Origin of the sequence: Rhodococcus cercidiphylli (assembly GCF_033042225.1) — a bacterium.
Classification (GTDB): Bacteria; Actinomycetota; Actinomycetes; order Mycobacteriales; family Mycobacteriaceae; genus Rhodococcoides.
Genome location: NZ_JAWLKE010000004.1, coordinates 27042 through 43570, shown reverse-complemented (window position 1 = coordinate 43570; position 16529 = coordinate 27042). Strand labels below are relative to the sequence as shown.

Sequence of the window (16529 nt, the reverse complement as noted above, 5' to 3'; positions counted from 1 at the left end):
TTCGGCCGCGTCGAATCAGGTCGAGTTCCTGCGGGGTGAGGAGCCGTTCGAGCTTCTCGGCGGGCCACGTACGCGGGCTCCCGCTCATCCTGGCGGTTTTCAACAGGGGCAGATCACTGCTGGTACGACGCATTATCGACTGTAATTTCACGGTGGATCACTCCGAACAATTTCTTCGTTGGTCCCGACACTCCGCTTGCTACATCGATCAGTGTCCGCCCGGTGTTAACGCCTCGGTGGGATCTCGTGCGGCGTTTCGCAGCTCGAGACAGTTTCCTGCGCCTACGGTCGGGGTAAACGGCTGCCCAAATCAACTGATCGGGGAACGTTCGTGAACACGTCGGGAAATTCTGTGGCCAGTTCCGTGCAGAACAACGGAGCATTCGAGAAAGCAGCGCGAGCCGGTCACTTCGTCAGCGGAGTGCTGCACATTCTGATCGGATACATCGCCGTCCGGTTGGCCTTCGGCCAGGCCGGCAACGCAGACCAGTCCGGTGCACTCGCCGAGCTGGCCGAGAAGCCCGGCGGAAAGATCGCGCTCTGGGTGGCAGTGGTGGCTTTGGTGGCGCTGGCGCTGTGGCGCATCGTCGAAGCGATCGTCGGCAAGAAATCCGACGCCGGCGCCGGGAGTGCGATGGACCGTCTCAAAGCAGGCGCGCTGGCCGTCGTCTACATCGCGTTCGCCTTCTCGACCTACGGCTTCGCGACCGGCTCGGGCAAGTCCAGCGGACAACAGAACGCCGGCTGGTCGGCACGACTGATGGAATCCGGCGGCGGCAAGCTCGTGCTCATCGCCGTCGCGCTGGTCGTCATCGGAGTCGGCGGATACCACGTCTACAAGGGCGTTTCGAAGAACTTCCTCGACGATCTCGAAGGACACCAGAGCGGGGCCGTCGTCAAACTCGGCATCGCGGGATACGCCGCCAAGGGCGCTGCCCTCGTCGGAGCCGGACTCCTCGTCGTGGTGGCAGTTCTGCAGTCCGATCCGTCCAAGGCCACCGGCATCGACGGTGCTCTCAAGACTCTCGGCTCACAGCCCTACGGTCAGGTCCTGTTGATCCTCGCCGGCGTGGGTATCGCGCTCTACGGGCTCTATGCCTTCGTGTTGGCTCGCTTCGCTCGCATGTGAGCGAAACTTCGTAGCCTGCTACGAGTTTCCGCTCACCTGTGCGGGGTTGCTCGATCACCGTGGATCGAACAACTCGTCGACGCTGACCTCGAACAGCCGGGCCAGGCGGAATGCGAGAGAGAGCCGCGGGTCGAAGTGGCCCTTCTCGATCGAGATGATCGTCTGCCTGCTGACGCCGACCGCGTCGGCGCACTGCTGCTGTGACAAACCGGCAGCAGTGCGCAGCCGGTGCACGTGGTTCGAAGTCACCGCTGCGTACGCGAGACGACCAGGTACCGCACGGCCACGTCGGCCATGGCCAACACCAGAAACGCGACTACCGGAACCAGCTCCGTGTCGAGTATCGCCGAGGCAGCCGACGCGAGGCCGAGTGCGATCATCAGGTCGAAGAAGGCACCGGACGACGCGTGCTGCAACCACTGGAACTCGACGGAATCCTCCGGATTCTCCGGCATCTTCGGTGATCGTTGCGGAACCAATGTCCACATCGCTCCGACGAGGGCAGGGGCCACCGCCGCGGCGAACACCAGACCTACCTGCCACCCGCCTTCTTCTCGCACCGATGCGGCGACGATCCCGACACCGGCGGCGAGGGCAATTCCGAGAACTACTGCGGGGACTCGTGACAGTGCGACCCTCATGACAACCTCCCGTGCGTGTACGAGTTCTTTGACATATCTCACCCCCACTCGATTCCGATGTCAAACTTCTCTTACATTCCCCTTCGTCCCGTTTCGCTATGAGCTCGGACACACATATGCTGTGACCGATTTGTCGTAACGTTCAGTCACACGTACCTGGAGGCCCACGTTGAGCAAGACTCTCGAAGCCAAGATCGACATCGCCGCGAGCCCCGAGACCGTCTGGTCGATCGTGTCCGATCTGCAGCGCATGGGCGAGTGGAGCCCGCAGTGCAAGAAGATGAAGGTCTTCGGCGGACCGGTCGGCAAGGGCACCAAGACGCTCAACGTCAACCGCAAGGGGATGCTCGTCTGGCCGACCACCGCCAAGGTCGTCACCTTCGAACCCAACCGCGAACTCGCGTTCCGCGTCGTGGAGAACAAGACGATCTGGTCCTACACGCTCACTCCCACCGCGACCGGAACGACCGTCGTCGAGAAGCGGGAGGCACCGACGGGCACCACGGCAGTGTCGTCACTGCTGGTCAAGCGCATCCTCGGGGGCATCGACGAGTTCGACGTCGAACTCGTCGAGGGCATGAACAAGACCCTGCGTCGAATCAAGGCCGAGAGCGAGAAGTCCAGCCAGAAATAACTTTTCTCAGGAATGTTTCAGGTTTGTTTCCCGCGGGCATCCGTCGTTTCGACAAGCAACAAACACGAACGGAAAGTGGGGGCACCCTATGTTGGGACTCGGATTTGTAGGCTGGATCATCATCGGCGGACTCGCCGGCTGGATCGGTAGCAAGATCATGAAGACGGATGCTCAGATGGGCATCATCCTGAACATCGTCGTCGGCATCATCGGCGGCCTCCTGGGCGGATTCCTGCTCAGCACGTTCCTCGACGTCGAGGGCGGCGGAATCATCTTCAGCTTCATCACCTGCCTGCTCGGCGCGTGCATCCTGCTGTTCCTGGTCAAGCTCGTGACGGGCCGCAGCCGCGTCTGATCTCACTCGCACCTCTCGACTGCCGGGGCCCTCACGTACGCTGTGATGGCTCCGGCAGTCGCGTGTTCGACGCACGATTCGCTCGCAGCACCACGACCTGCCGACACCTGTCCGACAAAAGTTAGAGGAGACCGTGGCACGCCGTCCCGCCCCGATTGGTCAACCGCCCCGCACCGGAGCGGCTCACATCGTCGACTTGGTCCGTGAAACGATTCCACCGCTCCACCCCGCCGGGCTGCCGTTCGTCGGCGGTCCGCTGGCCGTCGCCGTTCTCGGTCGACGCTCCAAGTGGGTCCGCAACGCCGGACTCGTTGCCGCCGGAGCCTGCGCCACCTTCTTCCGCCACCCCTCGCGAGTCCCGCCGAATCGCCCCGGCGTCGTCGTCGCTCCCGCCGACGGCCTGGTCACACTCGTCGACACTGCCGTTCCTCCGGCCGAGCTCGATCTCGGCTCCGAGCCGGTCCCGCGCGTCAGCATCTTCCTCTCCGTCCTCGACGTCCACGTACAGCGTGTTCCCGTCGGCGGAAAAGTCGTGGAAGTGGTGCACCGTCGCGGTCAGTTCAAATCCGCCGACCTCGCCGAGGCCAGCGAGGTCAACGAGCGCAACAGCATGCACATCAGAACCGCTTCCGGTCAGGATGTCGCCGTCGTGCAGATCGCCGGCCTGATTGCGCGACGCATCATCAACAACGCCAAGGTCGGCGACACCTTGTCGATCGGCGACACCTACGGACTGATCCGATTCGGATCCCGCGTGGACACCTACTTCCCGGCGGGCACCACCCTGCTGGTCGAACGCGGCCAGCGGGCCGTCGGTGCCGAAACAGTGCTCGCCGAGCTCTCGCAGTAGAAACCGACATGATCACCAGACGCGCCAAGCCACCTGCTGCCATTCGTCTGCTTCCGTCCGTAGTCACGATTCTCGCGCTGTGCTCCGGCCTGTCCGCGGTCAAGTTCGCCCTCGACGGCCAGCTCGGTACCGCGCTCGCCATGATCGGTGCCGCTGCGATCCTCGATGCGTTGGACGGTCGCATCGCCCGATTGCTCGACGCCACCAGCAAGATCGGTGCCGAACTGGATTCGCTGTCCGACGCCATCTCGTTCGGTGTCGCCCCGGCGCTGGTGCTGTACGTGACACTGCTCGAGGGCAGCAGCGGCGGCTGGATCGTGGCGCTGGTCTACGCGGTGAGCATCGTGCTCCGCCTCGCGCGCTTCAACACTCTGCTCGACGAGGACGACACTCCCGCTTACGCGCGCGAGTACTTCACCGGTGTTCCCGCACCGGCCGGGGCGCTCATCGCCATGGCACCGATCGCGGGTTTCGAGCAGTTCGGCGACGGCTGGTGGGCCTCGTTCTACGTCGTCGCCGGATGGGCGATCCTCACCGCCGGTCTCATCGTCAGCCGCATCCCCACGCTCGCGCTCAAGACGGTCTCGGTGCCGCCGCGACTGGCCGCGATCCTGCTGGTGCTCGTCGCACTGCTCGCAGCCGCGCTCATCACGTTCCCGCTGATCCTGCTGATGGGCCTGGTGTTGGCCTACCTGGTGCACATCCCGTTCGCAGTGCGCTCGCAGCGGTGGACCGCCGCGCGCCCGTACACCTGGGACGCCAAGCCGGCCGAGCGCCGCGCCGAGCGTCGGGCCATCCGCCGCGCGCCGGGGAACAACCGGCGGTCGCAGGCTCGTCTGGGACTGCGTCGGCCTCGTAGTTAGAACCTCGCCGCTACTGTTGACCGTGTGACCGAATCTCGCTCGACGACGCCTGAGCTCGTTCTCACTGCCCGCCTCAACACCTCGGCGGCCGATGCCCGACGCGGCGTCGTGCGCCTGCATCCGGAAGTCCTTGCGGCTCTGGGCCTGCGGGAGTGGGATGCGGTGTCGCTCATCGGTTCTCGTCGCACAGCCGCCGTCGTCGCCGTGGCTCCGGAGGGATCACCTCAGGGCACCGCGTTGCTGGACGACGTGACGCTCTCCAACACCGGTCTTCGCGAAAATGCTTCTGTCGCAGTCGGACCCGTCACCGTCTACGGGGCCAAGGCCGTCACTGTGACCGGCTCGGCGCTCGCCACCGGTTCCATCTCCGACGCCACCCTGCGACAAGCGTTGCTCGGCAAGGTACTGACGGTGGGTGACACGGTCTCACTTCTCCCCCGTGATCTCGGCCCCGGAACCTCGACGACATCTGCGACGCAGGCGCTGTCGAGGACATTCGGGGTCGCGTGGACCACCGAACTGTTGACGGTCTCGGCCGTCGACCCGTCGAATGGGCCGGTGAGTGTGCAACCCAATTCGGCGGTCGGGTGGGGCTCCGGCACCGTCGCTGCCTCGGCATCCGCACCTGTGTCAGCGCCACCGCAAGCCACGGCGGCCAGGGTGAGCGCGGCCGATCTGGTGGGAGTGAGCGCGCAGTCGGCCAAGCTGACCGAGTGGCTGCGGCTGGCGTTGGACGAGTCGGAGTTGCTGGCAACGCTCGGCGCATCGCCGCATCTGGGGGTGTTGATCACCGGACCGGGTGGGGTCGGCAAGGCGACGTTGGCGCGCGCGGTCGTCGGTGAACGCGCATGCGTCGTGCTGGACGGACCGTCGATCGGCGCGCTCGAGGCGTCGGCCCGGGTCGATCGCGTCACCGCGGCAGTGGACGAACTCGCCGGTTCCGGGGTTCTGCTCATCACCGACGTCGACGCGTTGTTGCCCTCCGAGCCCGAACCGGCGTCCACGTTCGTCCTCGATGTACTGCGCCGGGCCGTCGACACTCCGGGTCTCGCCCTGATCGCGACGACGGCCCATCCGGAGGCGACCGATCCCAGACTGCGCGGTCAGGACCTGTGCGATCGTGAACTCACCCTCACCCTGCCCGACGCGGCAGGCCGCAAGGGATTGCTGGAGCATCTGCTCCGAAAAGTTCCGCAGGGCGACGTCGACCTGGGCGAAATCGCCTCACGGACACCGGGTTTCGTGGTCGCCGATCTGGCCGCCCTGACGCGGGAGGCGGCGCTGCGGGCGGCGGCGCGCGCATCGAACGATTCGGCCGCGGCCTCGTTGACGCAGGACGATCTGGTGGGCGCTCTGCAGGTGATTCGCCCGCTGTCGCGTTCGGGAAGCGAAGAACTGGCGATCGGCAGTCTCACGCTCGACGACGTCGGCGACATGGTGGAGACCAAGCAGGCACTCACAGAGGCGGTACTGTGGCCGCTACGCCATCCGGATTCGTTCGCGCGCTTGGGAATCGAACCGCCGCGGGGAGTTCTGCTGTACGGTCCGCCCGGCTGCGGCAAAACGTTCCTCGTGCGCGCACTGGCCAGCTCCGGGCAGCTCAGCGTGCACTCGGTCAAAGGCGCGGAGCTGATGGACAAATGGGTCGGCTCCTCGGAAAAGGCTGTCCGAGAACTCTTTCAACGCGCCCGAGATTCCGCTCCCTCGCTGATCTTCCTGGACGAGGTGGATGCTCTCGTGCCCCGACGCGGGCAGAGCTCGGATTCCGGCGTCGGAGATCGGGTCGTCGCGGCGCTGCTGACCGAGCTCGACGGCGTCGAACCGTTGCGCGACGTCGTCGTACTCGGGGCAACCAACCGACCCGATCTGATCGATCCCGCACTGCTCCGGCCGGGCCGGCTCGAGCGGCTCGTCTTCGTGCCGCCGCCGGATTCCGATGCCCGCGTGGACATCCTGAAGGCGTCGGGCAAATCCATCCCGCTCGCCGAGGACGTGGATCTGGAGTCGTTGGCGCGCGATCTCGACGGCTACTCCGCGGCAGACTGCGCGGCGTTGCTGCGCGAGGCCGCGTTGACGGCGATGCGTCGGTCGATGGATGCGGCCGACGTCACCGCCGCCGATGTCGCCGACGCTCGGGCGACGGTCAGACCGTCACTCGATCCCGAGCAGGTGGCGCATCTGCGGGCATACGGGAGTGCCTAGCGGCAGTGGGGGGGGGGGGGGGGGGGGGGGGGGGGGGGGGGGGGGGGGGGGGCGGCCCGCCCGCGGGCCCGCCCCGCCCCCGCGCCCCCCCCCCCCCGGCCCCCCCGCCCCCCCCCCCCACCACTGCGCAGCACTCACTTCCAGCGGCCGAGGATTTCCTCTGCCCGCTTGGCCAGTTCCATCTGGAAGATCGGGCCGAAGCTGATGCGACCCACGCCCAGGGAGGCGAAGTGCGACAGGTCGCCCTCGGCCGGGTTGGCGATGGCGTTGATGGGGAGCGGGAGTTGCTCGGCGAGACGCTTGTAGTCCGCGTCGTTGTGGAAGCCGACGGGGTAGAGCGAGTCGGCACCGGCTGCGGCGCACAGCTTCAGCCGGGCGATGGCGCGGTCGACGCGGTCGCTCTCGTCGCCGATCGCCTTGACGAACAGGTCGGTGCGGGCGTTGATGACCACGTGGACGTCGGTGGCGTCGGATGCTGCGCGCAGTGCTCCGACGAAGTCGGCATGTTCTTGCGCTTCGCGGAGGCGTCCGCCTTCGCTGTGCACGGTGTCCTCGATGTTGAGGCCGACGGCTCCGGCAGAGATCAGTCCGTCGATGAGTCGCTTGGGGTCCTCGCCGTAGCCGGATTCGATGTCGACCGACAGGGGTGCGTCCACGGCGGCGGAGATCTGCGAGATGCGGGTGAGCAGTTCGTCGAAGGTGATGCCCTCGTTGTCGGGCTTGCCGATGGAGTCCGAGACGGGGTGGCTTCCGACGGTCAGCGCGGTGAACCCGGCGGAGACGGCGAGGTTGGCAGACCAGGCGTCCCACACCGTCGGCAATACGACCGGGTTGCCCGGCTTGTGCAGCTCGAGCAGGGTGGTGGCTTTCTGGGACAGGTTCGTCATGAGACTCCTTCGCGGTGACCGACAGAGAACGTACGTTCTCTCCACGACCAACATACGCGCTTCAGTCGATCAAATCGAGCGCTTTCATCCGGTCGAACACCATCAGCGATCCCGGAGCGACGTCCGGCATGGCGGCGTACTCGTCTCGGGTGAAGTACCTGATCTCTGCGATCTCGCTGGTCGGCGTCGGCTCGGTCGCCAGATCGGCGAGGAAACACGTGATCTCGAGCGGAGTTCCTGCCGGGTGCCCCCAGGCCTCACATTCGAACACCCCGAGGAGCCGGGCGTCCGTCACCGCTGCATCGAGCTCTTCCCTGATCTCGCGATGCAGTGCTTGCTCGGGCGTCTCGCCCGGGTCGATCTTTCCGCCCGCCATGTAGAACGCGGATTTTCCGGCCGATCGGGTCTGGATCATTCGACGATCTCGGACGTACGCCAGCCCGGCGGTCCGAATGAGCCTCGGATCGGTCACCGACGCGCTCCCCTCACTCACGGACCCGCACCGTTCTGTACCGCCTGGCACGCCGCCTACCTCGCAAAGTAAAGTGGACAACGACAACTCGCGGCTGCCGCTCGGCAACCGGTTCATTATTTCTCAAAGCTTCACATCGAACTTCACACGGACTTCGCACACCCTACTCATCGCCGCCCTACGACCACCGCTCGGTTTCACCGCCGATGCGACCGAGACGACGGAGTGATTTTTGCTCGCCATTCTTCTTGCGCACGCCGCCGCCGCGCTGCTCGCGCCACTGTTCGTCCGCTGGTGGGGTCGCAATGCCTTTTTCCCGCTCGCGCTCGTACCCCTGCTCAGCCTGATCTGGGTGTTCGGCAACTGGGGAACCGAACAGAAACTGAACATCGAATGGGTCCCTGGCCTGTCGATGAACATCGACATGCGGTTCGACTCCCTCGCGGCCATCATGTCGCTGCTGGTCCTCGGCATCGGCGCACTGATTCTGCTCTACTGTGCGCGCTACTTCGAGGACGACGAGCCCCGCCTCGGGCTGTTCGCCGCCGAAATGGTCGCCTTCTCCGGTGCGATGTTCGGCCTCATCACCAGCGACAACATGCTGGTGCTCTACATCTTCTGGGAAGTCACCACCGTCCTGTCGTTCCTGCTCGTCGGCCACTACGCCGAGCGAGCGTCGAGCAGACGAGCGGCCACCCAGGCACTGCTCGTCACCACCGCGGGCGGCCTGGCGATGTTGGTCGGCATCATCATCCTCGGCCAGGTGTCCGGCACCTACAACCTCTCGGAGCTGGTCGCGAACGCGCCGGGCGGCTGGTTGCCCGGTGTCGCGATCGTGCTGGTCCTCATCGGCGCACTGAGCAAGTCGGCCATCGTGCCACTGCACTTCTGGCTCCCCGGAGCCATGGCCGCCCCGACGCCGGTCAGCGGATACCTCCATGCCGCTGCCATGGTCAAAGCAGGCATCTACCTGGTCGCACGCCTGGCCCCGGGGTTTGCCGATTCCGGCCCGTGGCGAGCCACGGTGATCAGCCTCGGACTGCTGTCGATGATCCTGGCCGGGTGGCGAGCTCTGCGCGCATTCGACCTCAAGCTGATACTCGCGTTCGGCACCGTCAGCCAGCTCGGCTTCCTCATGGTGTTGGTCGGCATCGGCTCGGAGAAGGCGATGCTCGCCGGCCTGACGATGGTGATCGCCCACGCGATGTTCAAAGCGGCGCTGTTCATGGTCGTCGGCATCATCGATCACACCACCGGCACCCGCGACATCCGCAAACTGGCCCACCTGGGCAAGAAGGCTCCCTGGCTCGCCGCGATAGCCGCGCTGGCCGCGGCCAGCATGGCCGGACTTCCGCCGATGCTCGGGTTCGTCGGCAAGGAAACGGCGTTGTCGGCCGTGATCAGCACCCCGACGCTCGATCCCACGGTCGCGGCCTTCGTCGTCGCAGGCCTGGTGATCGGCTCGATACTCACGGTCACCTACAGCATTCGGTTCGTCTGGGGCGCGTTCGCGCGCAAGCAGCTCAAGCGGGCGAGTCCGTCGGTCAAGGCGATGCACGCGCCGGCAGCCCTGTTCCTCGCCGCGCCCGCCTTCCTGGCGGTGCTCGGTCTGGTCGCCGGATTCGCGTCCTCCATCGTAGATCGCATCGTCAGCCCGTACGCTCGCACGCTGCCGTCGTACGGCCAGGAGCCGTACCACCTGGCGCTCTGGCACGGATTCAATCTGCCGTTGGCGCTGACAGTCGTCGTCGTCACCGGTGGTGTCGGGTTGTTCATCGCGCATCGGGTGGTCAACCGGCTCAAGTTCGAGCATCCTCCGCTCGGCAACGCAGACCGCATCTACGACAACGTGCTCAAGTCCATGGACACCCTGTCGATCCGTCTCACCGGCACCACGCAGCGCGGTTCGCTCCCTCTCACTCAGGGCACGATCCTGCTGACGCTGGTGCTGCTGCCGATGATCGTGCTGATCCTCGGCGCAGAACCGGACTTGGACTACACCCTGTGGAACAACCCGTTGCAGCTGATCATCGGGGCCATCATGATCGCGGGTGGCCTCGGAGCCACGGTGATGCGCAACCGCTTGGCCAGCGTCATTCTCGTCGGTCTCACCGGCTACGGCTGCGGAGTCATCTTCGCCATCCACGGCGCCCCGGACCTGGCGCTGACCCAGTTCCTCGTCGAGACTCTGACCCTCGTGATGTTCGTGCTCGTCCTGCGCAAGCTCCCGGCCGAGGTCGACGACCGGGGTTCGGCCGGATCGCGCGGACCTCGCGCGGTGCTCGCCGTCGCCGTCGGGGCGACCGTGAGCATCCTGGGTGCGTTCGCGATGAACGCCCGAAACACAGACCCGGTGTCGCTGCTCCTGCCGGACGCCGCATACAACCTGGGCGACGGCCAGAACGTCATCAACGTGATCCTCGTGGACATCCGCGCCTGGGACACTCTCGGCGAGATCTGCGTCCTGCTCGTCGCGGCTACGGGCGTGGCGAGCCTGGTCTTCCGCAACCGCCGGTTCGGTAGCGCTCCGCGGGTGTCCGACGCCCCCTCGTCGTCCTCCGATGCGAACTACGCGGCGGAGACGACGTGGCTGCTCGGCGGCGATTTGATCGATCCGCGTCATCGCTCGTTGATTCTCGAGGTCACGACGCGATTGATCTTCCCGACGATCATGGTGCTGTCGATCTACTTCTTCTTCTCCGGTCACAACGCTCCCGGCGGCGGTTTCGCCGGTGGCCTCACCGCCGGCCTGGCTCTGGTGCTGAGGTACTTGGCCGGTGGCCGCTACGAGCTCGGTGAGACAGTTCCGATCGACGCCGGAAAGATCCTCGGACTCGGCTTGATCTTCGCGGCCGGAACCGCGGTGGCGTCGATGTTCCTCGGAGCCCCGGCGTTGTCCTCGGCGACGTTGGAGGTGACGTTGCCGATCCTCGGCGACATCAAGTTGGTCACCGCATTGTTCTTCGACCTCGGTGTGTATCTCATCGTGGTCGGGTTGGTACTCGACGTGCTCCGTAGTCTCGGCGCGCGTCTCGACGCACAGGTGGAAATGCAGAGCCAAGGCCGAGTGAGCGCCCCATGACCGCTGATCTCGGAATGCTCGTCATTGTCGGTGTCCTCATCGCGGCGGGTGTGTATCTGCTGCTCGAGCGCAGTATCACCAAGATGCTGCTGGGCCTGCTACTCGTCGGCAACGGCGTCAACCTGCTCATGCTCACGATCGCCGGCCCTGCGGGAGCCCCGCCCATCGTGGGTCGGGACAACGCGGTGAACCAGGAGATGGCGGACCCCCTGGCCCAGGCGGTGATCCTGACGGCAATCGTCATCACGATGGGAATCGCGGCGTTCGTGCTGGCTCTGGCCTACCGGTCGTTCACTCTCAACACCAAGGACGACGTCGAGAACGACCCCGAGGACACCAAGGTCTCCCGGCGCCGCTCGATGGCCGAGGCCCCCGACCGCGACCGCTCGGACGACCCGGTGACGGGCGAGCCGAGCTTCGGCGGCGACGCATTCGACTCGAAGGGCAACCCCATTCCGCTCGAGGAGATCAGAAACCTCGAGGATCTCGAGTGCTACGAGGATCTGCACGACGGTGATTTCGACAACGACGACGACAATCCGCAGCTGCGCGGGCTGGACGGACTCGACACCGCCGAGAAGGACGACAGCCGCCCAGATGAGAAGGGAGACCACGCATGACGATCTCCCCCGCAGTGATCGACGTTCTGACTCCGCTGCCGGTACTGATTCCGATGCTCGCCGCCGCGTCGACCCTGGTGCTGGGGCGACGGCCTCGCGCTCAGCGATTCATCACCATCGTCGCGCTCACCGCGGTGGTCGCGATCTCGTCGGTGATGCTCTATCTCGCCGATCGCGACGGCACCAGCGCACTGCAGGTCGGCGGTTGGGATTCCCCGCTCGGCATCTCCCTCGTGGTGGACCGCCTGTCGGCGATGATGCTCGTCGTCTCGTCCATCGTGCTGCTGGCCGTCATGGTCTACTCGATCGGCCAGGGCATCCGCGACGGTAGCGAGAATCAGCCCGTCTCGATCTTCCTGCCGACCTACCTCGCCTTGACCGCAGGTGTCTGCAACGCGTTCCTCGCAGGCGACCTGTTCAACCTGTTCGTCGGCTTCGAGGTGCTGCTCGCGGCGTCGTTCGTGTTGCTGACACTCGGCGCGAGTGCCGACCGCGTGCGTGCGGGCGTGTCGTACGTGATGGTGTCGATGGTGTCCTCGCTGATCTTCCTGATCGGCATCGCGCTGGTCTACGCAGCCACCGGAACGCTGAACCTGGCCCACATCGCGGTGCGTATGGACGACATCACCCCCGGAACCAGAACCGCGATCTTCGCGGTTCTACTGGTCGCGTTCGGCATCAAGGCCGCGGTGTTCCCGCTCTCGACGTGGCTGCCCGACTCGTATCCCACCGCCCCGGCACCGGTCACCGCCGTGTTCGCCGGCCTGCTGACGAAAGTCGGTGTGTACGCGATCATCCGCGCGCACACCCTGCTGTTCCCCGACGGCTCACTCGACAACGTACTGATGGTCTGCGGCCTGCTGACGATGCTCGTCGGTATCCTCGGCTCCATCGCGCAGAGCGACATCAAGCGACTGTTGTCGTTCACCCTCGTCAGCCATATCGGCTACATGATCTTCGGCGTCGCGCTGTCGACACAATCGGGATTGTCCGGCTCGATCTATTACGTCGCCCACCACATTCTGGTGCAGACGACGCTGTTCCTCGTCGTCGGTCTCATCGAGCGTCAGGCCGGTTCCTCGTCGCTTCGACGCCTCGGCGGTCTGGCTGCGGCCAGCCCGGTGCTGGCGATCGTGTTCCTGGTGCCGGCCCTCAATCTCGGTGGCATTCCGCCGTTCTCGGGTTTCATCGGCAAGGTCGCACTGCTGCAGGCCGGTAGCGAGCAGGGCAGCGTGTTGGCCTGGTTGCTCGTCGCGGGTGGAACCGTCACCAGCCTGTTGACGCTGTACGTGGTGGCCCGAGTCTGGACCAAGGCGTTCTGGCGAGCTCGCGCCGACGCTCCCGAGGGCGACCTGGCCGACAACAGCCCGTCCGCTCTTCTCGACGACTCGTCCGACATCCAGTTCGGTGACCGCGAGGACGTGGGCCGGATGCCCGCCTTCATGTTGCTTCCGACCATCGGGCTCGTTGCCGTCGGCTTGGCCATGACGGTGTTCGCCGGCCCCATCATCGACATCAGCGATCGCGCTGCGGCAGATCTTCGCGATCGGTCGGTGTACATCGATGCGGTGCGCGGTGCGGAATGGGTCGGCGATCAGGCCTACGAGCAGTCGCGCACGAACGAGGAGGGCACCCGATGAAGATGAACCGCTCCGTTCTGCTGCGCCTGTGGACGCTCGCGTGGCTGACGGCAATCTGGGTTCTGTTGTGGGGCAACGTCTCTGCGGCGAACGTCCTGGGCGGCATCGCGGTGGGACTGCTCATCATGGTGCTGCTGCCGTTGCCTCGTGTTCCGGTCGAGGGCCGCATCCACGTGTTGTCACTCGTCAAGCTGGCCGTCGTATTTCTCTACTACGCAGGGGAATCCAGCGTCAATGTGGCCTGGTTGGCGATCCGCCCGAAAGCACCGCCGGTCACCGGCGTGCTGCGCTGCCGCATCGCGATCAAGTCCGATCTGGTGCTCACCCTGTTCGTCGACGCGATGAACCTCGTGCCCGGCACCATGGTGCTCGAGATAGACCGAACCCGACGCCTGCTCTACGTGCACGTGTTGGACATGGGCACGCAGAAGGCCGTCGACGGCTTCTACGCCTACGTACGAAACCTGGAGAAACTCTTCATCGCGGCGTTCGAGCGAGACTCCGACTGGAAGCCGAGCCCGCTGCACTTCCAGGAGTACGAGCAGTACCACGGAGTGCTCGGCGACGATCCGGCATCGACGGACCGCGACGCCCCGAGGGACGACAAGAAGACCGACGACAAGAGGAAGGGGGACTGGTCGTGACCGTCGTCCTGGCGATAGCCGGAGCCCTCCTGATCGGTGCCGCGATCCTCACCGCATACCGACTGCTCGACGGACCGAGCACGCTCGACCGTCTCGTCGCGATGGACACGATCCTGGCCGTCTCGATGTGCGGTCTCGGTGTGTGGGCCGTCTACAGCCGCGACACCACCCTCGTACCGGCCATCGTCGCGCTGTCCTTGGTCAGCTTCGTCGGGTCGGTCAGCATCGCGCGATTCAGAGTGAGGGACGAATGAGTGACACAGTGAGGGACGAATGAGCACCGTAGCCCAGGTCATTGCCTCTGCCTTCATCCTGTTCGGAGCACTGCTCGCCTTCACTGCAGCCGTCGGCATCGTGCGCTTCCCCGATACCCTCTCGCGGATGCACGCGGCCACCAAGCCGCAGGTGGTCGGTCTGATCATGGTGCTGATCGGTGCCATCATCAGCCTGCGCGGCAACGTCGACATCTGGATGCTCGTACTGGTGGGCATCTTCACGCTGGTCACCGCTCCGGTGATCGCGCATACCGTGGGCCGCGTCGCCTATCGAGAACAGCGGGGTCGCGACGGTCTGCTGATCGTCAACGAGATGGAACCGAACGACCCCGACGAGTAGTGCGAGCCGCGCCGGATCAGGTGCGGAGGTCGGTGACCAACGATTCCACGACGGCTCGCAGGTCACCGTTGGATTTCGCGGCCACCGCCCGCTGACGCTGGTAGGACGCCCCGAGCCGCGGAATGTCGGCCACCGCGGCCAACTCGTCGACGCAGTTCAACCGGACGGCCGTCGGCGTCAGCTTCTCGAGCAGGTCGTTCAGGTCGTCGGTGACCAGACGTTCGTTGCTGTCCGAGTCGAGAATGATCTCGGCATCGAGGCCGTACCGGGCAGCCCGCCACTTGTTCTCCTGCACGTGCCACGGCGGTATCGACGGCAGGGTCTCCCCCGCTTCGAGACGTTCGTCGAGATGGACGATGAGGCAGTGCGTCAACGCGACGAGAGCCGCGAGCTCCCGCTTGGTCGACGCCCCGTCGCACACCCGAACCTCGATGGTTCCCCACTTGGGGGCGGGCCGGATGTCCCAGTGCATGCCGCCGAGTTGCTCGATGACGCCGGTCTTGAGCTGATCACGAACGAATCCCTCGAACTGCGGCCAGTTCTCGAACTGGAACGGCAGCCCGGCCGTCGGCAGCTGCTGGAACATCAACGCACGATTGCTGGCGTAGCCGGTGTCGTTGCCCGCCCAGATCGGTGAGGACGCCGACAGTGCCAGCAGGTGCGGGTACTGCAGCAGCAGTGAGTTGAGAATGGGAAAGACCTTGTCGGGAGACGACACTCCCACGTGCACGTGCACACCCCAGATCAGCATCTGCCGACCCCACCACTGCGTCCGAGCGATCAACTCGTCGTAACTCGGGGAACTGGTGAGCTGCTGGGTGGACCACTCCGCGAACGGATGGGTCCCCGCCGAGAACAGATCGATTCCCAGCGGATCCGCTGCGCGCTCGACGAGCGAGAGAGACTCACCGAGGTCTGCCATCGCCTCCCCGACGTTCTCGCACACTCCGGTGACGAGTTCGACGGTGTTGCGAAGCAGTTCCTTCGTCACCCGCGGGGTGTCCCCGGCCAGGTCGCGGACACCGTCCATGACCGCCTCGGCGGAGTTGACCAGGTCTCGCGTGTTCTTGTCGACCAGCGCGATCTCCCACTCGACGCCGAGCGTCGGGCGCGGTGAACTCGCGAAGTCGATCCGGGGAGCGCTCAAACTACTGCAGTACCGCGCACGCCGCCCGCGAGCCGGCATCGCCGGTCATCAGAGTCGTCATGTCCGGCACGGCGGCACCGTCGGGCAGGGTGTACCGCGGCGGGATGTTGGCGAAGTTGTCGGCACCGTCGTGCACGATCACCGAGGTTCCGGCACCGTCGGCACGCAGATCGTCGAGTGTGATCGCGTCGGTGGTGGTGACGAGCATTCCGGTGCCGTCCTCGCCGACCTGGATGGACGTCAGGTCACCGCTGGACGGGTGCTCGGTGCGGCCGTCGACCTGCAGGTGACCGCCCGCGGACAGGAATGCGCCGGGCTCCCCGCCTGTCGGTGCCACGGAGTTCGGCTCGCAGGCGGCGACGGTGTGAACGTGGAAGCCGTGGAAGCCGGGGGTCATGCCCTCGACCTCGGCGGTGACGGTGAGCTTGTCGCCCTCGGACGCGAACGACACCGTGCCGACCTCGGCACCGGAGGCGTCGCGCAGTGCGGCTTCGATGATGTCGCCGGAGCTCGACTCGGCCGGGCTGTCGCCGGCGACAGCTTCTGCCGACGGGTCGGCCTCTCCGGTCCACACCGGCGGGACGGTGCCGGGGACGTCGGACGGGACCTCGCCGTTGCTGCAGGCGGAGAGCCCGAGAGCTGCGATCGCGAGGACCGGGGCCACGTAACGCAACGATCGGGTCGCGGCAGTGCGTCGCTTGAACATGTCCATCGGAAATCGCTCCTCTTTCAGGCAGTTTCGCCGGGC

18 protein-coding genes are annotated in these 16529 nt (G+C 65.8%); 12 read left to right on the top strand and 6 right to left on the bottom strand.

The annotated features are described in order from the left end of the window. Positions 1–331 precede the first annotated feature (331 nt). Complete coding sequence (locus tag R3P95_RS10625; RefSeq protein ID WP_317548326.1) at positions 332–1129, top strand: DUF1206 domain-containing protein; 798 nt, start codon at positions 332–334, stop codon at positions 1127–1129. A 54-nt stretch (positions 1130–1183) separates the two neighbouring features. On the opposite strand, the gene R3P95_RS10620 is transcribed toward R3P95_RS10625, so the two are convergent. Both R3P95_RS10620 and R3P95_RS10615 read right to left on the bottom strand, forming a co-directional pair. Continuing rightward, positions 1184–1378, bottom strand: a complete 195-nt coding sequence (locus R3P95_RS10620) for a helix-turn-helix transcriptional regulator (RefSeq protein ID WP_068048135.1) — start codon at positions 1376–1378, stop codon at positions 1184–1186. After that, positions 1375–1770 (bottom strand): hypothetical protein, encoded by a 396-nt coding sequence (locus R3P95_RS10615; protein ID WP_317548325.1) that lies wholly within the window; start codon positions 1768–1770, stop codon positions 1375–1377. Before R3P95_RS10615 ends, R3P95_RS10620 begins: the two co-directional genes overlap by 4 nt. Positions 1771–1939: 169 nt before the next feature. On the opposite strand from R3P95_RS10615, the gene R3P95_RS10610 reads away from it, so the two are divergent. The 5 genes from R3P95_RS10610 (at position 1940) to R3P95_RS10590 (ending at position 6674) form a co-directional block, all read left to right on the top strand. Then, entirely contained in the window at positions 1940–2404 is a 465-nt protein-coding gene (locus tag R3P95_RS10610) for an SRPBCC family protein (protein WP_317548324.1), read from the top strand. Between the two features lie 88 nt (positions 2405–2492). Next, positions 2493–2759 carry a GlsB/YeaQ/YmgE family stress response membrane protein gene (locus R3P95_RS10605; protein ID WP_094613941.1) on the top strand — a complete coding sequence of 89 codons (267 nt, stop codon included), beginning with the start codon at positions 2493–2495 and terminating at the stop codon, positions 2757–2759. Positions 2760–2892: 133 nt separating this feature from the next. After that, on the top strand, positions 2893–3609 hold the full coding sequence (locus R3P95_RS10600) for a phosphatidylserine decarboxylase (RefSeq protein WP_317548323.1): 717 nt from the start codon (positions 2893–2895) through the stop codon (positions 3607–3609). 8 nt (positions 3610–3617) lie between these two features. Then, the gene (gene pssA, locus R3P95_RS10595; protein WP_037186737.1) at positions 3618–4472 is read left to right on the top strand and encodes a CDP-diacylglycerol--serine O-phosphatidyltransferase; all 855 of its coding nucleotides are present in this window, start codon (positions 3618–3620) and stop codon (positions 4470–4472) included. A 24-nt stretch (positions 4473–4496) separates the two neighbouring features. Continuing rightward, positions 4497–6674: an AAA family ATPase gene (locus R3P95_RS10590; RefSeq protein WP_317548322.1), complete on the top strand. Its 2178-nt coding sequence runs from the start codon at positions 4497–4499 to the stop codon at positions 6672–6674. A 134-nt stretch (positions 6675–6808) separates the two neighbouring features. Here R3P95_RS10590 and R3P95_RS10585 read toward each other — a convergent pair whose 3' ends face one another. Together R3P95_RS10585 and R3P95_RS10580 are read right to left on the bottom strand one after the other, a co-directional pair. Continuing rightward, positions 6809–7561, bottom strand: coding sequence for an isocitrate lyase/PEP mutase family protein (locus R3P95_RS10585; RefSeq protein WP_317548321.1), 753 nt, complete (start codon positions 7559–7561; stop codon positions 6809–6811). A gap of 61 nt (positions 7562–7622) precedes the next feature. Beyond that, on the bottom strand, positions 7623–8033 hold the full coding sequence (locus R3P95_RS10580) for an NUDIX hydrolase (RefSeq protein ID WP_197477955.1): 411 nt from the start codon (positions 8031–8033) through the stop codon (positions 7623–7625). Positions 8034–8265: 232 nt separating this feature from the next. Between R3P95_RS10580 and R3P95_RS10575 the strand changes: the two genes are divergently transcribed. The 6 genes from R3P95_RS10575 to mnhG are packed head-to-tail and all read left to right on the top strand — an operon-like array spanning position 8266 to position 14634. Next, entirely contained in the window at positions 8266–11115 is a 2850-nt protein-coding gene (locus R3P95_RS10575) for a Na+/H+ antiporter subunit A (RefSeq protein ID WP_317548320.1), read from the top strand. Beyond that, entirely contained in the window at positions 11112–11735 is a 624-nt protein-coding gene (locus R3P95_RS10570; protein ID WP_068048108.1) for a Na(+)/H(+) antiporter subunit C, read from the top strand. Before R3P95_RS10575 ends, R3P95_RS10570 begins: the two co-directional genes overlap by 4 nt. Continuing rightward, the gene (locus tag R3P95_RS10565) at positions 11732–13375 is read left to right on the top strand and encodes a Na+/H+ antiporter subunit D (RefSeq protein WP_094640997.1); all 1644 of its coding nucleotides are present in this window, start codon (positions 11732–11734) and stop codon (positions 13373–13375) included. Before R3P95_RS10570 ends, R3P95_RS10565 begins: the two co-directional genes overlap by 4 nt. Before the next feature lie 2 nt (positions 13376–13377). Further along, on the top strand, positions 13378–14019 hold the full coding sequence (locus R3P95_RS10560; protein ID WP_373455139.1) for a Na+/H+ antiporter subunit E: 642 nt from the start codon (positions 13378–13380) through the stop codon (positions 14017–14019). Next, positions 14016–14273 (top strand): monovalent cation/H+ antiporter complex subunit F, encoded by a 258-nt coding sequence (locus R3P95_RS10555; RefSeq protein ID WP_032393772.1) that lies wholly within the window; start codon positions 14016–14018, stop codon positions 14271–14273. Before R3P95_RS10560 ends, R3P95_RS10555 begins: the two co-directional genes overlap by 4 nt. Before the next feature lie 19 nt (positions 14274–14292). Beyond that, a complete protein-coding gene (gene mnhG, locus R3P95_RS10550; RefSeq protein ID WP_068048100.1) occupies positions 14293–14634 on the top strand; it encodes a monovalent cation/H(+) antiporter subunit G in 342 nt (113 codons plus the stop codon). A gap of 16 nt (positions 14635–14650) precedes the next feature. On the opposite strand, the gene R3P95_RS10545 is transcribed toward mnhG, so the two are convergent. After that, positions 14651–15820: a glutamate--cysteine ligase gene (locus R3P95_RS10545; protein WP_068048097.1), complete on the bottom strand. Its 1170-nt coding sequence runs from the start codon at positions 15818–15820 to the stop codon at positions 14651–14653. Further along, on the bottom strand, positions 15783–16493 hold the full coding sequence (gene sodC, locus R3P95_RS10540) for a superoxide dismutase[Cu-Zn] (protein WP_269595060.1): 711 nt from the start codon (positions 16491–16493) through the stop codon (positions 15783–15785). The genes R3P95_RS10545 and sodC overlap by 38 nt, the downstream gene beginning before the upstream one ends. Between the last annotated feature and the right edge of the window lie 36 nt (positions 16494–16529).

Coding starts and splice junctions, on each gene's coding strand:
- R3P95_RS10615 (WP_317548325.1), bottom strand. CDS start 1,770: ATGAGGGTCGCACTGTCACGAGTCCCCGCAGTAGTTCTCGGAATTGCC.
- R3P95_RS10605 (WP_094613941.1), top strand. CDS start 2,493: ATGTTGGGACTCGGATTTGTAGGCTGGATCATCATCGGCGGACTCGCC.
- pssA (WP_037186737.1), top strand. CDS start 3,618: ATGATCACCAGACGCGCCAAGCCACCTGCTGCCATTCGTCTGCTTCCG.
- R3P95_RS10585 (WP_317548321.1), bottom strand. CDS start 7,561: ATGACGAACCTGTCCCAGAAAGCCACCACCCTGCTCGAGCTGCACAAG.
- R3P95_RS10570 (WP_068048108.1), top strand. CDS start 11,112: ATGACCGCTGATCTCGGAATGCTCGTCATTGTCGGTGTCCTCATCGCG.
- R3P95_RS10565 (WP_094640997.1), top strand. CDS start 11,732: ATGACGATCTCCCCCGCAGTGATCGACGTTCTGACTCCGCTGCCGGTA.
- R3P95_RS10560 (WP_373455139.1), top strand. CDS start 13,378: ATGAACCGCTCCGTTCTGCTGCGCCTGTGGACGCTCGCGTGGCTGACG.
- mnhG (WP_068048100.1), top strand. CDS start 14,293: ATGAGCACCGTAGCCCAGGTCATTGCCTCTGCCTTCATCCTGTTCGGA.
- R3P95_RS10545 (WP_068048097.1), bottom strand. CDS start 15,820: ATGCCGGCTCGCGGGCGGCGTGCGCGGTACTGCAGTAGTTTGAGCGCT.
- sodC (WP_269595060.1), bottom strand. CDS start 16,493: ATGGACATGTTCAAGCGACGCACTGCCGCGACCCGATCGTTGCGTTAC.